This window comes from Klebsiella sp. RCJ4 (genome assembly GCF_009025755.1).
Lineage (GTDB): Bacteria > Pseudomonadota > Gammaproteobacteria > Enterobacterales > Enterobacteriaceae > Klebsiella > Klebsiella michiganensis.
In genome coordinates, this window is record NZ_WCIN01000010.1 from 1 (window position 1) to 17,706 (window position 17,706).

General features: G+C 54.4%; 14 protein-coding genes and 1 rRNA gene. 6 read left to right on the top strand and 9 right to left on the bottom strand.

Translation table 11 applies throughout. From position 1 onward, the window contains the following. Positions 1–44: 44 nt before the first annotated feature. Positions 45–1,584, bottom strand: a 16S ribosomal RNA gene (locus F8562_RS02860). Between the two features lie 478 nt (positions 1,585–2,062). On the opposite strand from F8562_RS02860, the gene F8562_RS02865 reads away from it, so the two are divergent. Beyond that, positions 2,063–2,764, top strand: a complete 702-nt coding sequence (locus tag F8562_RS02865; protein WP_004855803.1) for a FadR/GntR family transcriptional regulator — start codon at positions 2,063–2,065, stop codon at positions 2,762–2,764. A gap of 12 nt (positions 2,765–2,776) precedes the next feature. Continuing rightward, positions 2,777–4,174: a multidrug transporter subunit MdtD gene (gene mdtD / locus F8562_RS02870; RefSeq protein ID WP_014839872.1), complete on the top strand. Its 1,398-nt coding sequence runs from the start codon at positions 2,777–2,779 to the stop codon at positions 4,172–4,174. On the opposite strand, the gene rbsR is transcribed toward mdtD, so the two are convergent. The 7 genes from rbsR to kup all read right to left on the bottom strand — a co-directional run bounded on the left by rbsR (position 4,171) and on the right by kup (position 12,076). Continuing rightward, a complete protein-coding gene (gene rbsR / locus F8562_RS02875) occupies positions 4,171–5,163 on the bottom strand; it encodes a ribose operon transcriptional repressor RbsR (protein ID WP_014227359.1) in 993 nt (330 codons plus the stop codon). The genes mdtD and rbsR overlap by 4 nt on opposite strands. Positions 5,164–5,166: 3 nt before the next feature. Beyond that, a complete protein-coding gene (gene rbsK / locus F8562_RS02880) occupies positions 5,167–6,099 on the bottom strand; it encodes a ribokinase (protein ID WP_162140822.1) in 933 nt (310 codons plus the stop codon). A 98-nt stretch (positions 6,100–6,197) separates the two neighbouring features. Further along, a complete protein-coding gene (gene rbsB / locus F8562_RS02885; RefSeq protein ID WP_004855794.1) occupies positions 6,198–7,088 on the bottom strand; it encodes a ribose ABC transporter substrate-binding protein RbsB in 891 nt (296 codons plus the stop codon). A 27-nt stretch (positions 7,089–7,115) separates the two neighbouring features. Further along, positions 7,116–8,081 carry a ribose ABC transporter permease gene (gene rbsC, locus F8562_RS02890; RefSeq protein ID WP_004855792.1) on the bottom strand — a complete coding sequence of 322 codons (966 nt, stop codon included), beginning with the start codon at positions 8,079–8,081 and terminating at the stop codon, positions 7,116–7,118. Positions 8,082–8,086: 5 nt separating this feature from the next. Continuing rightward, positions 8,087–9,592, bottom strand: a complete 1,506-nt coding sequence (gene rbsA / locus F8562_RS02895; RefSeq protein WP_014227357.1) for a ribose ABC transporter ATP-binding protein RbsA — start codon at positions 9,590–9,592, stop codon at positions 8,087–8,089. Between the two features lie 10 nt (positions 9,593–9,602). Next, positions 9,603–10,022, bottom strand: coding sequence for a D-ribose pyranase (gene rbsD, locus F8562_RS02900; RefSeq protein WP_014227356.1), 420 nt, complete (start codon positions 10,020–10,022; stop codon positions 9,603–9,605). Positions 10,023–10,207: 185 nt separating this feature from the next. Next, positions 10,208–12,076 (bottom strand): low affinity potassium transporter Kup, encoded by a 1,869-nt coding sequence (gene kup / locus F8562_RS02905; protein WP_151891884.1) that lies wholly within the window; start codon positions 12,074–12,076, stop codon positions 10,208–10,210. A gap of 217 nt (positions 12,077–12,293) precedes the next feature. On the opposite strand from kup, the gene ravA reads away from it, so the two are divergent. Next, positions 12,294–13,793 carry an ATPase RavA gene (ravA, locus tag F8562_RS02910; protein WP_014227354.1) on the top strand — a complete coding sequence of 500 codons (1,500 nt, stop codon included), beginning with the start codon at positions 12,294–12,296 and terminating at the stop codon, positions 13,791–13,793. Then, entirely contained in the window at positions 13,790–15,238 is a 1,449-nt protein-coding gene (gene viaA, locus F8562_RS02915) for an ATPase RavA stimulator ViaA (RefSeq protein ID WP_014839869.1), read from the top strand. The genes ravA and viaA overlap by 4 nt, the downstream gene beginning before the upstream one ends. A gap of 7 nt (positions 15,239–15,245) precedes the next feature. On the opposite strand, the gene asnA is transcribed toward viaA, so the two are convergent. Next, positions 15,246–16,238 carry an aspartate--ammonia ligase gene (gene asnA, locus F8562_RS02920; RefSeq protein WP_014227352.1) on the bottom strand — a complete coding sequence of 331 codons (993 nt, stop codon included), beginning with the start codon at positions 16,236–16,238 and terminating at the stop codon, positions 15,246–15,248. 152 nt (positions 16,239–16,390) lie between these two features. Here asnA and asnC point away from each other — a divergent pair, with 152 nt between their 5' ends. Beyond that, positions 16,391–16,849: a transcriptional regulator AsnC gene (asnC, locus tag F8562_RS02925; RefSeq protein WP_004107306.1), complete on the top strand. Its 459-nt coding sequence runs from the start codon at positions 16,391–16,393 to the stop codon at positions 16,847–16,849. A 91-nt stretch (positions 16,850–16,940) separates the two neighbouring features. After that, complete coding sequence (gene mioC, locus F8562_RS02930; RefSeq protein ID WP_009653317.1) at positions 16,941–17,381, top strand: FMN-binding protein MioC; 441 nt, start codon at positions 16,941–16,943, stop codon at positions 17,379–17,381. Positions 17,382–17,706 lie beyond the last annotated feature (325 nt).

Here is a 17,706-nt window from a genome sequence, read left to right on the forward strand (position 1 = left end):
ATCAGACAATCTGTGTGAGCACTACAAAGGCAGGTTCTTTAAGGTAAGGAGGTGATCCAACCGCAGGTTCCCCTACGGTTACCTTGTTACGACTTCACCCCAGTCATGAATCACAAAGTGGTAAGCGCCCTCCCGAAGGTTAAGCTACCTACTTCTTTTGCAACCCACTCCCATGGTGTGACGGGCGGTGTGTACAAGGCCCGGGAACGTATTCACCGTGGCATTCTGATCCACGATTACTAGCGATTCCGACTTCATGGAGTCGAGTTGCAGACTCCAATCCGGACTACGACATACTTTATGAGGTCCGCTTGCTCTCGCGAGGTCGCTTCTCTTTGTATATGCCATTGTAGCACGTGTGTAGCCCTACTCGTAAGGGCCATGATGACTTGACGTCATCCCCACCTTCCTCCAGTTTATCACTGGCAGTCTCCTTTGAGTTCCCGACCGAATCGCTGGCAACAAAGGATAAGGGTTGCGCTCGTTGCGGGACTTAACCCAACATTTCACAACACGAGCTGACGACAGCCATGCAGCACCTGTCTCAGAGTTCCCGAAGGCACCAAAGCATCTCTGCTAAGTTCTCTGGATGTCAAGAGTAGGTAAGGTTCTTCGCGTTGCATCGAATTAAACCACATGCTCCACCGCTTGTGCGGGCCCCCGTCAATTCATTTGAGTTTTAACCTTGCGGCCGTACTCCCCAGGCGGTCGACTTAACGCGTTAGCTCCGGAAGCCACTCCTCAAGGGAACAACCTCCAAGTCGACATCGTTTACAGCGTGGACTACCAGGGTATCTAATCCTGTTTGCTCCCCACGCTTTCGCACCTGAGCGTCAGTCTTTGTCCAGGGGGCCGCCTTCGCCACCGGTATTCCTCCAGATCTCTACGCATTTCACCGCTACACCTGGAATTCTACCCCCCTCTACAAGACTCCAGCCTGCCAGTTTCGAATGCAGTTCCCAGGTTGAGCCCGGGGATTTCACATCCGACTTGACAGACCGCCTGCGTGCGCTTTACGCCCAGTAATTCCGATTAACGCTTGCACCCTCCGTATTACCGCGGCTGCTGGCACGGAGTTAGCCGGTGCTTCTTCTGCGGGTAACGTCAATCGACAAGGTTATTAACCTTATCGCCTTCCTCCCCGCTGAAAGTACTTTACAACCCGAAGGCCTTCTTCATACACGCGGCATGGCTGCATCAGGCTTGCGCCCATTGTGCAATATTCCCCACTGCTGCCTCCCGTAGGAGTCTGGACCGTGTCTCAGTTCCAGTGTGGCTGGTCATCCTCTCAGACCAGCTAGGGATCGTCGCCTAGGTGAGCCGTTACCCCACCTACTAGCTAATCCCATCTGGGCACATCTGATGGCAAGAGGCCCGAAGGTCCCCCTCTTTGGTCTTGCGACGTTATGCGGTATTAGCTACCGTTTCCAGTAGTTATCCCCCTCCATCAGGCAGTTTCCCAGACATTACTCACCCGTCCGCCACTCGTCACCCGAGAGCAAGCTCTCTGTGCTACCGTTCGACTTGCATGTGTTAGGCCTGCCGCCAGCGTTCAATCTGAGCCATGATCAAACTCTTCAATTTAAGTTTGATGCTCGTGAATTAAACTTCGTAATGAATTACGTGTTCACTCAGAGACTTGGTATTCATTTTTCGTCTTGCGACGTTAAGAATCCATGTCACTTTGAGTGCCCACACAGATTGTCTGATAAATTGTTAAAGAGCAGTGCAACGCGGCTTTCGCTCACCGTTGCGAGGTGGCGTATATTACGCTTTCCTCATTCAGAGTCAAGCGTTTAATTTCGCTTTTCTCTGCCGGTATTCATCGCTGAATCCCGCTGACCCGGCGGGCTGTAAGCCGTTGTTCCGTGTCAGTGGAGGCGCATTATAGGGAGTTATTCCGAAGTGACAAGGGCTAAATGCAAAAAACTTTTTAACCGCCTCTTTTTTCATCATTACGGCGCGTAATGTAGCAAAAAACCGGCGTTTTGCCGTTTTAACCAACGAAGTAAGCCGCCAGATGGCATACTGGTAAGGTAAAAAAGAGAAAGGAACGGCACGTATGTCTTTAAGCGCACAGCAGTTGGCGGCACAAAAGAATATCTCCTGGGTATTAGCGGAGAAGCTGGCTCAAAAAATTTTGACCGGTGAATATCAGCCAGAAAGTATCCTTCCAGGCGAGATGGAACTGGGCGAGCAGTTTGGCGTGAGCCGCACCGCCGTGCGTGAAGCAGTGAAGACGCTAGCGGCAAAAGGCATGCTTTTACCACGACCGCGCATCGGAACGCGGGTGATGCCACGCAGCAGCTGGAACTTTCTCGATAAAGAACTCCTGGCCTGGTGGTTAACAGAAGATAACTTCTCCGATGTTGTCAGCCATTTCCTCGTGATGCGCGGCAGTCTGGAACCTCAAGCCTGTTTTCTGGCGTCAACCTCAGGGACGCCGGAGCAAAAAGCCCAGCTCAACGCTTTGATGGAGGAGATGGTTGAGCTGAAGAGGAACTTTCAGCGCGAACGCTGGATTGAAGTCGATATGGCCTGGCATGAACATATATATGAAATGAGCGGCAACCCTTTCCTGATCTCTTTCGCTTCTTTATTTCATTCTGTCTATCACACCTACTTCACGTCGATTACGCAGAATGAAGTGGTGAAACTGGATCTGCACCAGGCAATCGTTGATGCCATTCTGGATAGCGACGGCTTGCGGGCGCTGAGCGCCTGCCAGGCGTTGTTGAGCGCTCCCAACCATTCCGACAAATAGCAAGGGTATCGAATGACCAAAAAGAAAGCCCGCAGTATGGCCGGGCTGCCATGGATCGCAGCGATGGCTTTTTTTATGCAGGCGCTCGACGCCACCATTCTGAATACAGCCCTTCCCGCTATCGCTCATAGCCTCAACCGTTCACCGCTAGCGATGCAGTCGGCCATTATCAGCTATACGCTGACGGTGGCCATGCTTATCCCGGTCAGCGGTTGGCTGGCCGACCGCTTCGGCACGCGAAAAGTGTTTATCATCGCCGTCAGCCTGTTTACCCTCGGTTCCCTGGCCTGCGCGCTTTCCAACTCCCTGATGGAACTGGTTATCTTCCGCGTCATTCAGGGCATCGGCGGGGCCATGATGATGCCGGTAGCCAGGCTGGCGCTACTGCGCGCCTATCCGCGCAGCGAACTGCTGCCGGTGCTCAACTTCGTCACGATGCCTGGACTGGTCGGCCCTATCCTCGGTCCCGTGCTCGGCGGCGTACTGGTGACCTGGGCCAGCTGGCACTGGATTTTCCTGATTAATATTCCCATCGGTATTATCGGGATCGTGTATGCCCGCAAGTATATGCCGGATTTCACCACGCCACGGCGCCGCTTCGACACGCTCGGTTTTATCCTGTTTGGCCTGAGCCTGGTTCTGTTTTCCAGCGGAATCGAGCTGTTTGGCGAGAAAATTGTCGCCACATGGATGGCTCTGGCGGTTATCGCCCTGAGCATCGTTTTACTGTGGGCCTATATTCGTCACGCTCACCGCCATCCCACGCCGCTCATTTCGCTTTCTTTATTTAAGACGCATACTTTCTCTGTCGGGATTGCGGGAAACCTGGCCACGCGCCTGGGTACCGGTTGCGTTCCGTTCCTGATGCCGCTGATGTTACAGGTTGGCTTCGGTTATCCGGCGATCGTCGCCGGCTGCATGATAGCGCCTACGGCTATCGGTTCGATTATTGCGAAATCAACCGTCACCCAGATTCTTCGCTGGTTTGGTTACCGTAAAACGCTGGTTGGGGTCACGATATTTATTGGCCTGATGATCGCTCAGTTTTCGCTGCAATCGCCGGATATGTCGATCTGGATGCTGCTGCTGCCGCTCTTCATTCTGGGAATGGCAATGTCCACCCAGTTCACCTCCATGAACACCATCACGCTCGCCGATTTAACCGATGAAAACGCCAGCAGCGGCAACAGCATGTTGGCCGTGACGCAGCAGCTATCGATCAGTCTCGGGGTCGCCGTTAGCGCGGCGGTGCTGCGGTTTTATGAAGGATTCGATAGCGCAAATACCATCGAGCAGTTTCACTACACCTTTATTACCATGGGGGTTATCACCGTGGTATCGGCGCTGGTATTTACCTTATTAAGAGCAAAAGATGGCCGCAACCTGATTAAGGAGCGGCACAAGCGTTAGGCTGAGCCGCGAACCACCAGCTCGGGGGTTAACTGTACGCGCTGCTGTTTTTGTCCCGGGTCGGCCATACGGTGAATCAGCACATCGATGGCCAGCTCGCCCAGTTCATCTTTCGGTTGATGAATTGTGGTTAACGGCGGCGTCATATAGCGCGCCAGTTCAATGTCGTCATAGCCTACCAGCGCCATATCCTGTGGGATACGCAGACCGCTCTGATAAAGGGCCTGATAGGCGCCTACCGCCATCGCATCGTTACCGATAAACACCGCCTGCGGCAGCGCTGGCAGCATCAGCAGCTTCTGCATGGCGCTGAAACCGCCGCCAAACTCAAAATCGCTGCTAATCACATATCCTTCAGGTACCGTGAGTCCGGCTCGGGCCATCGCTTCCTGATATCCCTCCAGGCGCAGTCGGGCAGGAGTTTTATCCAGCGGACCCGCAATACAGGCAATCCGCGTATAGCCCTGGTCGATCAGATACTGCGTCGCCATATCGCCGCCCAACAGAGAGTTATCCTGAATCAGATCGCTATCGCCGTCGAACGGCGCCCAGTCCATCATCACCGTCGGTACAGAAGGGTAGCGCTGCATAATCTCCGGCGAAGGTTGATGCGTTTCAGTACACAGCAGCAGTAAACCATCGACGCGCTTTTGCATCAGCGTCTCCAGATTACGGTTCATCCGCTGTTCATCGCCTTCGGTATTACACAGCACAAGGCTATAACCCCGTTCAAAGCAGCTGCGCTCCACGCCGCGCACCAGCTCCGAGTAAAACGGATTGGTACTGGCGGTAATGAGCATACCTATGGTGCGGGTTTGATTTAATTTGAGGCTGCGCGCCAGCGCGGACGGCGCGTAGTTCAGGCTCTTAATCGCGGCGTCGACTTTAGCGGTAATAGCTTCGCTAACGAAACGATCTTTGTTGATGACATGAGAAACCGTCGAAGTGGAAACGCCCGCAATGCGGGCTACATCCTTCATGGTAGCCAATCGTTACCCCTGTTGACGTAAAAATTCGTCTATTTCTTTTCGCCAGGGCACGGAGGGCTGAGCCCCTTTGCGGGTGACGGCGATAGCGGCGGCGGCATGGGCAAAACGAATCGCCTGCGCCAGTTCGCTACCTTCAAGCAGCGCGGTGACCAGCGCACCATTAAAGGTATCGCCAGCGGCGATGGTATCAACCGCCTGCACTTTAAAACCGGGAACCCGACGACCTTCACCTTCGCTGCTGGCCCATACGCCACGGCTGCCAAGCGTAATGATCACCGTACCAATACCTTTATCATGGAGCACTTTGGCGGCTTTTGCCGCATCATCGTCGCTTTCTACGCGAACGCCGGTGAGCTTTTCCGCTTCGGTCTCGTTAGGGGTAATGATATCCACCAGCGTGAGCAGTTCATCGGGCAGTTCACGTGCCGGCGCCGGATTGAGGATAACTGAGGTTTGATTCTGGTGAGCGATTTTCGCCGCGGCCAGTACGCTTTCCAGCGGCGATTCCAGCTGCATCAGCAGCGCCTGCGCGCCGGCAATACGCTCTTTTTCCGCATAAACCTGCGCCACGCTGAGCGCGGCGTTAGCGCCAGCATGAATACCGATAGTATTCTCACCTTCAGCGTTAACAAAAATCAGCGCCACGCCGGTTGATTCTCCGGCTACGGCTCTGATCGGCGCGACGTCGATATTATCGCTTTCCAACTGACGACGAACGCGTTCGCCAATATCGTCATCGCCGGTACAGGCGATAAAGGCGATATTGGCTCCGCTGCGTCCGGCAGCAACCGCCTGGTTTGCGCCCTTACCGCCAAAAGCGACCTGATAGTGATGACCGGTAACGGTTTCACCCGGCGTTGGGAAGGCGTCAAGATTCAGGATGTGATCGGCGTTGATACTGCCAAGGACGACAAGTTTGCCTGCGGTTTTCATAATCAATATTCCCGGAAAGCGCGCCACCGGAATCCGGTGGCGCATGCCCTGCTTTTCTTTATTATGTTGTCCCTCGGACCGTCACCGATCCGAATCGCACATTATTGCTTAATGACCAGTTTCAACTCAACCGGATAGCTGGTTTCCACTTTTTCGCCCTTCAGCACTTTATCGGCTGTCTCAACGCCTTTCACGCCGATCTGCTCCGGTAACTGGGCGATGGTCGCTGCCAGTTTGCCACTATTTACCGCTTTTTCGCCATCCGGAGTGCCGTCAAATCCAACAACCATCACATCAGATTTGCCTGCCGTTTGTAGGGCACGCAGCGCGCCCAGCGCCATTTCATCGTTTTGGGCGAATACGGCCTGCACATCAGGATGCGCCGTCAGCAGGTTCTGCATGACGTTGAGGCCCTTGGTACGGTCAAAATCTGCCGGCTGGCTGGCCAGAACGTTAAACTTATGCGCAGCAACGGCCTGCTGGAAACCTTCGCCACGCTCGCGCGCCGCGGACGTCCCGGCAATGCCCTGTAGTTCAATGATCTTCGCGCTTTCACCGACTTTCTTCGCGATATAGTCACCGGCCATCTTACCGCCCAGCACGTTATCAGACGCGATATGGCTCACCACGTCGCCTTTTGACGCCTGACGGTCGAGGGTGATAACCGGAATTTTAGCCTGGTTAGCCAGCTTCACGGCGTTACCCACCGCATCGGAATCCGTTGGGTTGATCAGCAGCAGTTTGGTACCACGAACGGTTAAATCCTGCACGTTAGCCAGCTCTTTGGCCGGGTTATTCTGAGAGTCCAGAACCACCAGGTTATAGCCCAGTTTGTCCGCTTCTTTTTGCGCGCCATCCTTCAGCGAGACAAAGAACGGGTTGTTAAGGGTTGAGATAACCAGAGCGATAGTGTCTTTGGCCATCGCGTTTGCGCTTACGGTCGCACTTAACGCTACAGCAGAGACCAGGGTCGCCAGTTTTTTCATATTCATAGTTAAGATGTCCTGTAGAGTTATCAGTTACTGCTTCTTGTTATCTACCAGTACCGCCAGCAAAATAACCACCGCTTTCACGATCATCTGGTAATAGGATGAAACGCCTAATAAATTCAGTCCGTTGTTCAGAAAGCCAAGGATCAATGCGCCAATCAGCGTCCCGACAATACGGCCTTTACCGCCCGCAAGGCTGGTACCGCCGAGCACCACCGCCGCAATCGCATCCAGTTCATATCCGGTGCCCGCCGTCGGCTGCGCGGAAGAGAGACGCGCGACCTCAATAATGCCGGCCAGCGAGGCCAGCATGCCGCACAAAGAATAGACGATGATTTTAACTTTATTCACGCTGATGCCGGAAAGACGCGTTGCCGCTTCGTTGCCGCCGAGCGCGTAGATATAACGACCCAGGCGGGTATGGTGCAGCATGTACCAGGCGGCCAGGAAGACGATCGCCATAATCCACACCGGCGTTGGGATCCCCAGCGGACGGCCAATCCCGAACCAGCCAAACAGATCGGCGTTGTCGGTAAAGCCGGTGTTTACCGGGCTGCCGTTGGTATACACCATCGTCACGCCGCGCAGCAGCAGCATCATGACCAGCGTGGCGATAAATGCCTGTACGCGCCCTTTCGCCACGATCACGCCGGTCACGGCGCCAATTGCCGCACCTAACGCCAGCGCAGCGGCCACCGCCACCAGCGCGTTGACCTCAATCCCGACAATGGAAGCCGCCACCGCGCCGGTCAGCGCCAGCAGGGAGCCGACGGACAGGTCGATGCCCGAAGTCAGGATAACCAGCGTCATCCCAACCGCCATAATGGCGTTAACTGAAGTCTGCTGCAGAATATTGAACAGGTTATTCACGGTAAAAAAGTTGGGGCTCATGGTCGAGACAATCGCAATCAGCACCAGCAGGGCAATCAGCGATTTTTGCTCCATCAGCCACGCTTTTGTGAAGTAGCGACGACCAGAAACAGCCGGGTTATTCATCTTTTTTACTCCTGATTCACACGGTTAAGCTTGCCCACAGCGGCAGCCATCAATACTTCCTGGGTGGCCTGCTCGCGTGTGAATTCACCGCCGAGGTGCCCTTCATGCATCACCATGATGCGATCGCTCATGCCCAGCACTTCCGGCATCTCCGAAGAGACCAGAATGATGCTCAGGCCTTCGGCTTTAAACTGGTTAATCAGCTGGTAGATCTCTTTCTTCGCCCCGACGTCGACGCCGCGGGTCGGTTCATCAAGGATCAGCACCTTCGGACGGGTCATCAAGCCGCGGGCAATCGCCACCTTCTGCTGGTTACCGCCCGATAGCAGCCCAATAGCCTGCTCCATCGACGGCGTTTTCACATTAAACAGGCGGATAAAATCGCCTACCGCCTGCTGTTCATCTTTATGCTTCAGGCTACCGCCGCCGCGACTGAAGTAACGCAGCGCGGTGAGCGACATATTCTCTTTAACCGACATACCGAGCACTAAACCATCGCGCTTGCGGTCTTCGGAGATATAAACAATGCCGTTGGCCAGGCCATCTTGCGGAGAACGCGTAATGACCTCATGCCCATCCAGGGTAACCGACCCGCTGCTGCGCGGCAGCGCACCGTAGAGCACCTTCATCAGTTCGGTTCGTCCGGCGCCCATCAGCCCGGCAACGCCGAGGATTTCGCCCTGGCGCAGAATAAAGGAGATGTTCTCCACCCCTGAGCCGCACAGGTTGTCGACCTTAAGGCGAACCGCGCCCGGGGCTTTGTCCAGATGCGGATACTGATCCTCCAGCTTGCGGCCAACCATCATCTCAATCAGCAGATCTTCATCCAGGCTGGCCACTTCGCGCTCGGCGATAAACTGCCCATCGCGGAAGACCGTGACGTCATCGCAAATCTCGAAGATCTCTTTCATACGGTGAGAGATATAGACAATACCGCGCCCCTGCGATTTCAGTTCGCGGATCACGCGGAACAGGGATTCGGTCTCGGTGTCGGTTAGCGCGTCGGTGGGTTCATCCATAATGATGACCTTCGACTCAAAGCTCAGCACCTTAGCGATCTCGACCATCTGCTGATCGCCGATCGACAAATCGCCCACCAGCTTTTGGCTGTTGAAGCGTAAGTTCAGCTTTGCCAATAGCTTGTCAGCTTCGGCATACATCGTTTTCCAGTCAATTTTGCCAAAGCGATTCACAAACTCACGACCGAGGAAAATATTCTCGGCGATCGTCAGCTGGGGGATCAGGTTGAGTTCCTGGTGAATGATGCCGATTCCGGCTTCCTGAGAAGATTTAGGTCCGTTGAAGGTGGTATCTTTCCCCAACCACAGCAGCGAACCGGCATCGCGGGAGTAGATACCGGTCAGCACCTTCATCATGGTGGACTTGCCGGCACCGTTCTCCCCGACCAGCGCCATCACGCGGCCTGGATAGACATTTAGCGAGGCGCCGGAGAGCGCCTTGACGCCAGGGAACGCTTTATCGATCCCTTTTAGTTGCAATAAGGCTTCCATATCGGCGACCTCAGAACGTCACGCCGGCACAGAGAATAACGTTCGCATACGGGGAACACTCCCCGCTGCGAATCACCGCCTGACTGTCTGCGGTTTCTTTTTTAAACTGCTCATGACTGGTGTAACGAATTTCAATGGTGTTTCCCTGGTGCTGCTGCAGCTGCTCAAGGTGAGTGAGCAACGTCGCATGGAGCTGCGGATTAAGGGTTTTAATCTCTTCCGCCAGGATAGCCGCTTCAACCTGCATTTCGCTCGTCACCACCTCCAGAACCTGCATAAAGGAGGGAACCCCGTGGGTTAACGCCATATCAATACGCGTGCTGCTGCGGGGAACCGGTAAACCAGCGTCGCAAACAACCAGCGTATCGGTATGCCCCAGACGGGAGATGACCGACGAGATATCAGCATTGAGGACGGTACCTTTTTTCATTTTCTCTTTTGCTCCATTAGCGAAACGTTTCGCTGGTATAAGTATTAGCAATAAGAGAACAGAAAACCATCACCAGATGTGAGAATTGTGATCATCATCGAAACGTTTCGCAACGCAGCAGCGAGATAAGTCTGAAGCGAGCAGATAAAACAAAAAAGCCCTTCATCAAGAAGGGCCTTAGCGAATCAGATCTCAACCTGGGTGCCGAGCTCAATAACCCGGTTAGGCGGGATTTCGAACTGGTCCGGCGCCCGCAGGGCGTTGCGCTGCAGCAGCAGATACAGCTTGCCGCGCAGGCGCAGATACCACGGCCGCTTGCCGATGATCAACGACTCATGCGACATAAAGAAGGAGGTCTCCATCATCCGGCAGCTCAGGCCTTCCAGCCCGCAGCGGTGGAAAACCTCTTCGACGTTCGGCGTTTCGCGCCAGCCGTAGCTGGCAACGACGCGCCAGAACGACGGCGATATCTGTTCAATCTGCACGCGACGAACGTTATGTACGTACGGCGCGTCTTCGGTACGCAGCGTGAGCAAAATAACCCGCTCGTGCAGCACCTTGTTATGCTTCAGGTTGTGCAACAGCGCGAAAGGAATCACGTTCAGCGCACGGGACATATAAACAGCGGTACCCGGCACGCGAACCGGCGGCGATTTTTCAAGAGAAGAGATCATCGCCTCCAGAGAATTACCGTGCTCATGCATCCGACGCAGAAGGCGGAAACGCTCGCTTTTCCAGGTGGTCATGATGGTAAACATCACCAGACCGAGGGTCAGAGGCAGCCAGCCGCCGGAGACGATTTTATCGAGGTTCGCGGAGAAGAGCGGGATATCAATGCACATAAAGGCAACCAGCAGCAGCGCCACAATAAACTTATTCCAGTGCCAGTTTTGCCGCGCCACCGTCGTGAACAGAATGGTGGTCAGCACCATCGTTCCCGTCACCGCAATACCGTATGCCGCCGCCAGATTCGAGGAGTGCTCAAAATTAACAATAACGATGACCACCGAGATATAGAGCAGCCAGTTGATAAACGGGATGTAAATCTGCCCGGACTCTATTTCCGAGGTGTGAATAATACGCATCGGCGACAGGTACCCCAGACGCACGGCCTGGCGAGTCAGAGAGAAGACGCCGGAGATAACCGCCTGGGAAGCGATAACCGTCGCCAGGGCGGCAATGATCAGCATTGGGATCAGCGCCCACTCCGGCGCCAGCAGAAAGAACGGGTTTTTAATCGCTTCCGGATGTTTAAGCAGCAGCGCCCCCTGACCAAAGTAGTTCAGTACCAGCGAAGGCAGCACGACCGAAAACCAGGCCAGGCGAATCGGCAATTTGCCGAAATGCCCCATGTCGGCATACAGCGCTTCCACGCCGGTAATCGACAGCACCACCGCCCCCAGCGCCACAAACGAGACGGTTTTATATTCGAGGAAGAAATGAACCGCCCAGTAAGGGTTCAACGCCTGCAGCACTTCAGGGTTAGCGAAAATACTGCGCGCGCCCAGTACCGCCAGCAGCAGGAACCAGATCAGCATAATCGGCGCGAACAGCTTACCCACCATGCTGGTACCGTGCTTTTGAATGGCAAATAGCAGCGTCAGGACAATGATGGATATGGGCACAACCCAGGTATCCAGGTCCGGAGCGATAATTTCCAGACCTTCTATCGCCGACATCACCGAGATGGCAGGGGTAATGACCACCTCGCCATAAAAGAAGCTGCCGCCGATAAGCCCAAGGATCACCAGGATGGACGTGGCGCGCGCGGAGGTGTTTCGCCCCGCCAGCGACATTAACGTCAGGATCCCGCCTTCACCGGCGTTATCTGCCCGCATCACGAAGGTGATGTATTTGAGTGAAACGGTAAGAATTAATAGCCAAAAAATGAGCGACAGGAAGCCAAAAACAGCATCACGCTCAACGCCAAAGCCAAACTGACCTGACAGACATTCACGAAGTGTATACAGTGGACTGGTGCCGATATCGCCGTATACCACGCCGATTGCCGCCAGCGTTATTGCCGGCAGCGATTGCTTATTATCAGTGCTCATAGACTAGTCTTTTCGTTTATAAAACAAATGTGTGCCTAGTCCCTTGGCCCACAAAAAGCGCACAGTATGCACGATTATTTGCTGAATCGTACCCCTAACTGACATCATCTTAACCTGACTCAAAGAAAATAAATCGATTCTTCAGGCTATTACCACCCCTAATCAAACATCTATACTCGACCTAACAACGACATTCTAAAAAGCACGCAACTCTATTATGGCTCAATCACATTTACTGGCAGAAAGAATTTCCCGGCTCAGCGCCGCGCTGGAAAAAGGACTCTTCGAACGCAGCCACGCAATACGCCTTTGCCTGCTTGCCGCCCTCAGCGGCGAGAGCGTTTTTCTGCTGGGCCCGCCGGGGATCGCCAAAAGCCTGATTGCCCGTCGCCTCAAGTTCGCCTTCCAGCAGGCTCGCGCATTTGAATACCTGATGACTCGTTTCTCCACGCCGGAAGAGGTCTTTGGCCCACTCTCCATTCAGGCGCTGAAAGATGAAGGGCGCTACGAACGTTTGACCGCCGGCTATCTTCCGGAAGCTGAAATTGTTTTTCTCGATGAGATCTGGAAAGCGGGCCCGGCGATTCTCAATACGCTGCTGACGGCGATAAACGAACGCCATTTCCGCAACGGGGCGACCGAAGAGAAGATCCCCATGCGCCTGCTGGTGGCGGCGTCGAACGAGCTCCCGGAGGCAGACAACAGTCTGGAAGCCTTATACGATCGTATGCTTATTCGCCTATGGCTGGATAAGGTACAGGATAAAACGAACTTCCGCTCAATGCTGATAAGCCAGCAGGACGAGAACAGTAATCCTGTCCCGGCGAGTTTGCAGGTCAGCGACGAGGAATTTCTGCAATGGCAGCAGGATATCGGCAGCGTGAAGCTACCGGACAGCGTATTTGAACTGATTTTCCAGCTGCGCCAGCAGCTGGATACGTTGCCAAACGCGCCTTACGTCTCAGATCGTCGCTGGAAAAAAGCCATTCGTCTGCTGCAGGCCAGCGCCTTTTTCAGCGGCCGCGACACCATTGCGCCAATAGACCTGATCCTGCTGAAGGATTGCCTGTGGCACAATATTGAGACGATGAATCTGATGTCCGTGCAGATTGAGACCTTAATGACCAGCCACGCCTGGCAGCAGCAGGCGATGCTCACCCGCCTCGGGTCGATTATTCAACGGCGCATTCAGCTTCAACAGCAGCAAAGCGATAAGACCGCGCTAAAAGTCACCCGTCTCGGCGGGATGTTCAGCCGTAAACCTCATTATGAACTGCCTGCTGAAGTGCAGGACCCCACGCTAACGCTGCTTCTCCAGCAGCCGCTAAAACTGCACGACCTGGAAGTGATTCATATTACGTTTGTTCGTGAAGAGCTTGCTCACTGGCTGGAGAAAGGGGGTGAGATCCGCGGCAAGCTCAACGGCATTGGTTTTGCCCAGCAGCTGAATATGGATGTCGATACCAGCCAGCATCTGGTCGTGCGCGATGTGAGCCTGCAGGGGTCGCGACTCTCCCTGCCCGGTAGCGAATCACGGGAAAATATGCCGGCAGAAATCAGGCAACAGCTGGAGGCGCTGGACGACGAATGGCATCAGCAACATAACCGCTTCAGCGAACAGCAGAAATGTCTGTTTATTCCCGGCGAGTGGCTGGGGCGCATTGAAGCCAGCCTGCAGGACGTGGGAACGCAGATTAAACAGGCCCGCCAGTCATGACGCTGGACATGCTGAATGTCATGCTGGCAGTCGGCGAAGAGGGCATGATCGATGAGATGCTGCTGGCCCTGCTGGCAGCGCCTCAACTCGCGGTATTCTTTGAAAAATTTCCGCGGCTCAAAAATATTATCGCCGCCGACATTCCTCGCTGGCGGGAAGCGGTCAGATCGCGACTAAAAGAGACCAACGTCCCGCCCGAGCTGGATGCGGAAGTTCAGTGCTATCAGCAATCACAGCGGCTTTCCACCTCGCAGTTTATCGTCCAGCTGCCGCAAATTCTGAGCCAGCTGCATAAGCTGCACTCCCCTTTTGCCAGCCAGGCGCAGCAGCTGGTGGACAACAACAGCACCTTTACGCCGGCGCTGCACACGTTATTCCTTCAGCGCTGGCGTCTGAGCCTGGTGGTGCAGGCAACCTCTCTTAATCAGCAGCTGCTGGATGAAGAGCGCGATCAGCTGCTGAGCGAAGTTCAGGAGCGCATGACCCTCAGCGGCCAGCTCGAGCCCGTGCTGGTGGAAAATGATAATGCGGCGGGACACCTGTGGGACATGAGCGCCGGAGAGCTGAAGCGAGGCGATTACCAGCTGATCGTTCGCTACGGGGACTTTTTAAGCCAACAACCTGAACTCATGCAGCTCGCCGAACAGCTGGGGCGCTCGCGTGAAGCGAAAGCGGTGCCGAAAAAAGATGCGCCGATGGAGACCTTCCGCAGCCTGGTGCGCGAACCGGCTACCGTACCGGAGCAGGTCGACGGTCTTCAGCAGAGCGACGATATTCTACGTCTGCTGCCGCCTGAGCTGGCTACCCTCGGCATCACCGAGCTGGAGTTTGAGTTCTACCGCAAGCTGGTTGAAAAGCAGCTGCTGACCTATCGACTACACGGCGATGCGTGGAAGGAAAAGATCACCGAACGGCCGGTAACGCGCCAGGACGTTGATGAACAGCCGCGCGGGCCGTTTATCGTCTGCGTCGATACTTCCGGCTCAATGGGCGGTTTCAATGAACAGTGCGCCAAGGCGTTTTGTCTGGCGCTGATGCGGGTCGCTCTGGCGGATAACCGCCGCTGCTTCATTATGCTGTTTTCCAGCGAAGTGGTGCACTACGAACTCACCGGCCCGCAGGGGCTGGAACAGGCGATTCGTTTCTTGAGCCAGCGCTTTCGCGGCGGCACCGATCTGGCCAGCTGCTTCCGGGCGGTGATTGAGCGTATGCAGAATCCGCAGTGGGTCGATGCGGATGCGGTGGTGATTTCTGATTTTATCGCCCAGCGCTTGCCGGATGAGGTGATCAATAAGGTGGGAGAGCTACAGCATAAACATCAACATCGTTTTCATGCGGTGGCGATGTCGGTACACGGCAAGCCCGGCATTATGCGCGTATTCGATCATATCTGGCGCTTTGATACCGGGTTGCGTAGCCGCCTGCTGAGACGCTGGCGGCGTTAATCACTGATTAAAGAAGCGCAGCAACGCTTTGACGAACCTGGGTTGGCCACACGCCGCACTGCACCTGGCCGATATGCTCAAGCTGCAGCAGCAGCATCGTCAGGCGAGACTGGCCAATGCCGCCGCCAATCGTCTGCGGCATCTCTCCGCGCAGCAGCGCCTGGTGCCATTCCAGCTGCAGGCGATCTTCGTCGCCGGTCATCGCGAGCTGACGCTTCAGCGCGTCGGCATCCACGCGGATCCCCATTGAAGAGAGCTCGAATGCATCTTCAAGCACCGGGTTCCACACCAGAATATCACCGTTCAGACCGGCATAGCCTTCAGCGGCAGGCGTGCTCCAGTCATCGTAATCCGGCGCGCGAACGTCGTGACGCTGGCCATCGGAAAGCTTGCCGCCGATACCGATCAGGAATACCGCGCCCAGCTCTTTCGCGATCGCCCGCTCGCGGCCCTTGGCATCAAGATCCGGATAGCGGCTTAAAAGCTCCTGGCTGTGAACAAACTGGATCGTCTCCGGCAAGAAAGGCGTGAGGCCAAATTCTTTACTGACGGCGTCTTCGGTCGCTTTGATCCCGGCATAGATCGCTTCAACGGTTGCTTTCAGCGTGCCGCAGTGGCGCTCTCCATCACCCATTACGCGCTCCCAGTCCCACTGGTCAACGTAAACGGAATGGATGGGAGTTAATCGGTCTTCATCGGGGCGAAGGGCCTTCATGTGCGTGTACAGCCCTTCGCCCGCGTTGAAGTCGTGTTGTCCCAAGGTTTGACGCTTCCACTTCGCCAGTGAATGAACCACTTCGAACTGGGCGTCTGGCAGTGTTTTCACTTTAACCTGAACCGCTTTTTCGCAACCAGAGAGGTTATCCTGGGTCCCATCGCCCACGCGGCTTAAGATCGGCGCCTGGACTTCGATCAGGCCGAGCTTCTCTTCAAGCTGGCGGGAAAAATGTGACTTAACGAAACTAATCTGGCGTTGTTTTGCGATGTATGCGGTTTTCATTTTTTATAACTCCTGCGTCCTGTTGCCATTGATTAAGCAACAAAACAGCGCTGCAATTCAATAATCCAACAACAAAAAGCCTGCATCGATTTTGATTCATTAAAATTTGAGGCTAAAATAGAAATATTCGTCAAACTTCATAAGAAAAACCTATGGAAAATTATCAGATCGACAATCTGGACCGCGGCATTCTTGAGGCCTTAATGGCCAACGCGCGCACCGCCTATGCTGAACTGGCAAAACAGTTTGGCGTCAGCCCGGGGACCATTCACGTGCGGGTAGAGAAAATGAAGCAGGCCGGAATTATTACCGGCGCACGCATCGACGTCAGCCCCAAGCAGCTGGGTTACGATGTGGGATGTTTTATCGGCATCATTCTGAAGAGCGCGAAAGACTACCCCTCCGCGCTGGCCAGGCTAAACAGCCTGGATGAGGTTACTGAAGCCTATTACACCACCGGACACTACAGCATCTTTATAAAGGTGATGTGCCGATCGATTGATGCGCTCCAGCATGTACTTATCAACAAGATCCAAACAATTGATGAAATTCAGTCCACTGAAACGCTGATCGTCCTGCAAAACCCGATTATGCGTACCATCCGCCCGTGATCGAGCTTTTTAATCCCACATTTTTCCACAGGTAGATCCCAGCTCGCTCACAGCGTACAATACGCCACTCTGAATAGTGGAGCGGGCGATCATGGCAGAGATAACTCTTATCAGCGGTAGTACGCTGGGTAGCGCAGAATATGTATCAGAACATCTGGCGGAAAAGCTGGAAGAGGCTGGGCACAGCACGACTATTCAGCACGGCCCGCTGATCGACGATCTGCAGGCGGAAGGGATCTGGCTGGTTATCTCTTCGACGCATGGCGCCGGGGACATTCCCGATAATCTTCTGCCTTTCTATGAAGCGCTTCAGGAGAAGCAGGTCGACCTCTCTGCGGTCCGTTTTGGCGCAGTCGGCATCGGTAGCCGTGAATACGATACCTTCTGCGGAGCAATTGATAAGCTCGAGACGGCGCTCAACGCCTGCGGGGCAAAACAGATCGGTGAAACGCTAAAAATTAACGTTCTCGAACATGAAATTCCGGAAGATCCGGCCGAGATTTGGCTGGGATCCTGGAAAAACTTGCTCTGAGAATTGTAAAGATCATACTTTCTTCTGTGGATAACTATGCTTAAAAGCTTGGATCAACCGGTAGTTATCCAAAGTATAACCCTTGACTGATTTTTGTGCTGTGTATAACCCTTCATTTTGATCCCAGCTTATACGGACCAGGATCACCGATCATTCACAGAAAGCGATCCTTCTTAAGCGTTTGATCTTAAATCGCGGATCTGACTTATCCACAAGACAAGCCGATCCTAATAAGAGATCACAATAAAACAGATCTCTAAATAAAAGATCTTCTTTTTAATACTCAGGATCCCGGCGCTTTCTCGAAAGGCTAAAGTTGAGTAGA